Genomic DNA, 3,472 nt, shown 5'->3' with positions numbered 1-3,472 from the left:
CCCCCCCCCCGGGCCCGGGCCGCCGCTTCCGGAGGGGTCGAGGCGGGTGCCGGGCGGGTCGTGCAGACCCTGGAGCCTAGGCCCAGAGCTGGCCGTCGAGGCGCTCCTCGGCCTCCTCCAGCGTGCCCTCGTAGGCGCCGGTGGACAGGTACTTCCACCCGGCGTCGGCGATGACGAACGCGATGTCGGCGCTCTCCCCCGCCTTCTCGGCCTTGCGGGCCATGCCCAGCGCGGCGTGCAGGGCGCCGCCGGTGGAGACGCCCGCGAAGATGCCCTCCTTGTCCAGGAGTTCCCGGGTCCGCCTGAGGGCGGCTTCGGAGGGCACGGAGAAGCGGGTGGTGAGCACCGACTCGTCGTAGAGCTCGGGCACGAACCCCTCGTCGAGGTTGCGCAGCCCGTACACCAGCTCGCCGTACCGGGGCTCGGCCGCCACGATCTGCACACCGGGCCGGTGTTCGCGCAGGTAGCGGCCCACGCCCATGAGGGTGCCGGTGGTGCCCAGCCCCGCCACGAAGTGGGTGATCCCCGGCAGGTCGGCGAGGATCTCGGGTCCGGTGGTCTCGTAGTGGGCCCGGGCGTTGGCCGGGTTGCCGTACTGGTACAGCATCACCCAGTCGGGGTGGGCCGCGGCCATCTCCTTGGCGACGCGGACGGCCTCGTTGGAGCCGCCCGCGGCGTCGGAGAAGTGGACCTCGGCACCCCACATGGCCAGCAGCTGCTTGCGCTCGGCGGAGGTGTTCTCCGGCATGACGCAGACCATGCGGTAGCCGCGCAGCTTGGCGACCATGGCCAGCGAGATGCCGGTGTTCCCCGACGTCGGCTCCAGGATGGTGCACCCCGGGGAGAGCAGCCCGTCCTTCTCGGCCTGTTCGATCATGAAGAACGCGGCGCGGTCCTTGATCGAGCCGGTGGGGTTGCGGTCCTCCAGTTTCGCCCAGAGCCGGACCTGCGGCGAGGGCGAGAGCCGGGGCAGGCCGACGAGCGGCGTGCCGCCGAGGGAGTCGAGCAGGGAGTCGTAGCGCATGTGCGGCCTAGCGGCTTCCGCCGGCCACGGCCGGCAGGATCGTCACGTTGTCGCCGTCGGAGAGCTTGGCCTCCAGACCCCCGACGAAGCGCACGTCCTCGTCGTTGAGGTAGACGTTGATGAAGCGGCGCAGCTTGCCATCGTCCACCAGGCGCCCGGCGATGCCGGGGTGTCGGCTGTCCAGGTCGGCGAACAGCTCGCCGAGGGTGTCGCCGGACCCCTCGACGACCTTGGCGTCGCCGGTCAGGTTGCGCAGGATGGTCGGGATGCGGACCTCGATGGCCATGAGGGTTTCTCCGTTAGCGGTCGTTGGTGTGCGTTCATTGCCAACAGGGGGCGCGCGGTGCCCATTCCTGGGCGACGCCCGTTGTGGTGTGGAACCTACGGGGCGGTCGCGGCGCCGTCGCCGGGACCGGTGACCTCCACCGGTTCCTCGGTGACCTGGCCGTCGATGATCCGGTAGGAGCGGAACTCGACGGTGTCGGGCTCGCGCGTGGACACGAGCACGTAGTGGGCGCCCGGCTCGGACGCGTAGGAGACGTCGGTGCGCGAGGGGTAGGCCTCGGTCGCGGTGTGGGAGTGGTAGATCACGACGGGTTCCTCGTCGCGGTCGTCCATCTCCCGCCAGACCTTGAGCTGTTCGAGGGAGTCGAACCGGTAGAAGGTCGGCGACCGTTCGGCGTTGACCATCTCGACGAGGCGTTCGGGGCTGTCGGAGCCCTCGGGTCCGGCCACGACGCCGCACGCCTCGTCCGGGTGGTCGCGGCGGGCGTGTGCGACGATCCTGTCGTAGATCGCGCGATCAATCCTCAGCATGCTCCCCAGAGTACCTACATCCGGTTCCCTACCAACCAAATGGGTATTGTTGGCGAACGCCGAGGCTACGGCGGCCCGGTGCTGGTGGGGGCGACCTCCTCCGTCCCACCCGGCACAGATTAGGCTCGTGCGCATGAGCGAGGACAGCAGCAGCGCGCTGCTCACCGACCACTACGAACTGACGATGCTCCAGGGGGCGCTGCACAGCGGCGCCGCAGCCCGCCACTCGGTGTTCGAGATGTTCGCCCGGCGGCTGCCGGAGGGACGCAGGTACGGGGTCGTGGCCGGAACGGGCCGCTTCCTGGAACTGCTGGAGCGGTTCCGCTTCGGCACGGAGGAACTCGACTTCCTGTCGGACAACGGGGTCGTGGACGAGCGCACCGTGGAGTGGCTGGCCGACTACCGGTTCTCGGGCAACGTGTGGGGCTACGGCGAGGGCGAGGCGTACTTCCCCGGCTCGCCGATCCTGGTGGTGGAGGCCTCCTTCGCCGAGGCCGTGCTCCTGGAGACGCTGGCCCTGTCGGTGTACAACCACGACAGCGCGATCGCCTCGGCCGCGACGCGGATGGCGGTGGCGGCGGGCGGTCGGCCGCTGATCGAGATGGGCTCGCGGCGCACGCACGAGCGGTCCGCGGTCGCCGCGGCCCGCGCCGCCTACGTCGCGGGGTTCTCCACCTCCTCCAACCTGGAGGCCGGGCGCTCCCACGGCGTGCCGACCGGCGGGACGGCGGCGCACGCGTTCACGCTGCTGCACGACAGCGAGCGGCACGCGTTCAAGGCGCAGCTGGAGTCCCTGGGCGAGGGGACGACGCTGCTGGTGGACACCTACGACGTGGAGCGCGCGGTGCGCACCGCCGTGGAGCTGGCCGGCCCCGGGCTGGGCGCGGTGCGGATCGACTCGGGCGACCTGGCCGCCCACGCCGGGCGCGTGCGGGCGCAGCTGGACTCCCTGGGCGCGACGGACACCCGCATCGTGGTGACCGGGGACCTGGACGAGCACTCCATCCAGGCCCTGGCGGTGGCGCCGGTGGACGGCTACGGGGTGGGCACCTCCCTGGTGACCGGCTCGGGCGCGCCGACGGTGTCCCTGGTGTACAAGCTGGTGGCGCGGGCGCGCGGTCTGGAGGCGGACGCCCCGCTGGAGCCGGTGGCCAAGCGCTCGGTGGGCAAGCCGAGCCGGGGCGGGCGCAAGTGGGCGGTGCGGCGGCTGGACGACAAGGGGACGGCCGTGTCCGAGGAGATCTACCCCCACCCGCCGTCCTCACAGGTGGGAACGCGCCCGCTGCTGCGGCCCCTGGTCGCCGACGGCGTGGTGGTGGGCCACGAGAGCGTGCACGAGGCCCGGGAGCGGCACCGGGCGGCGGTGGCGGAACTGCCCGAGGAGGCCCTGCGCATGTCGCGCGGTGAGGCCGCGCTGCCGACGGTGTTCCACTAGAGGATGGTGCGTGAGGGCACGCGCACCGGCGGACGGCCGTCCGGGTGATCTCCGACACGGTGGTCAGCGCGGGTCGGGCCGGCGGTGGTGCACGGGCCCGGGCGGATCCGACGACAAGGAAAGGGGTGCCGCTGTGAGGGCGCTCATCGTGGTGGACGTGCAGAAGGACTTCTGCGAGGGAGGGAACCTGGGGGTGG

Annotated in this window: 4 protein-coding genes; 1 reads left to right on the top strand and 3 read right to left on the bottom strand. The window is 71.9% G+C overall.

Going from position 1 to position 3,472, the window contains the following annotated elements:
• Positions 1–76: 76 nt before the first annotated feature.
• The 3 genes from DQW06_RS27215 to DQW06_RS27205 all read right to left on the bottom strand — a co-directional run bounded on the left by DQW06_RS27215 (position 77) and on the right by DQW06_RS27205 (position 1,840).
• On the bottom strand, positions 77–1,024 hold the full coding sequence (locus DQW06_RS27215) for a PLP-dependent cysteine synthase family protein (protein WP_013151438.1): 948 nt from the start codon (positions 1,022–1,024) through the stop codon (positions 77–79).
• Between the two features lie 7 nt (positions 1,025–1,031).
• A complete protein-coding gene (locus DQW06_RS27210; RefSeq protein ID WP_013151437.1) occupies positions 1,032–1,310 on the bottom strand; it encodes a MoaD/ThiS family protein in 279 nt (92 codons plus the stop codon).
• A 95-nt stretch (positions 1,311–1,405) separates the two neighbouring features.
• Positions 1,406–1,840 (bottom strand): Mov34/MPN/PAD-1 family protein, encoded by a 435-nt coding sequence (locus tag DQW06_RS27205; RefSeq protein ID WP_013151436.1) that lies wholly within the window; start codon positions 1,838–1,840, stop codon positions 1,406–1,408.
• A gap of 133 nt (positions 1,841–1,973) precedes the next feature.
• On the opposite strand from DQW06_RS27205, the gene DQW06_RS27200 reads away from it, so the two are divergent.
• Entirely contained in the window at positions 1,974–3,275 is a 1,302-nt protein-coding gene (locus tag DQW06_RS27200) for a nicotinate phosphoribosyltransferase (protein WP_013151435.1), read from the top strand.
• Positions 3,276–3,472: the final 197 nt, after the last annotated feature.

The organism is Nocardiopsis sp. TNDT3, assembly GCF_003427465.1.
Classification (GTDB): domain Bacteria; phylum Actinomycetota; class Actinomycetes; order Streptosporangiales; family Streptosporangiaceae; genus Nocardiopsis; species Nocardiopsis dassonvillei.
Note: the sequence above shows the minus strand (reverse complement) of the source record. Positions and strands in the feature narration are given on the sequence as shown.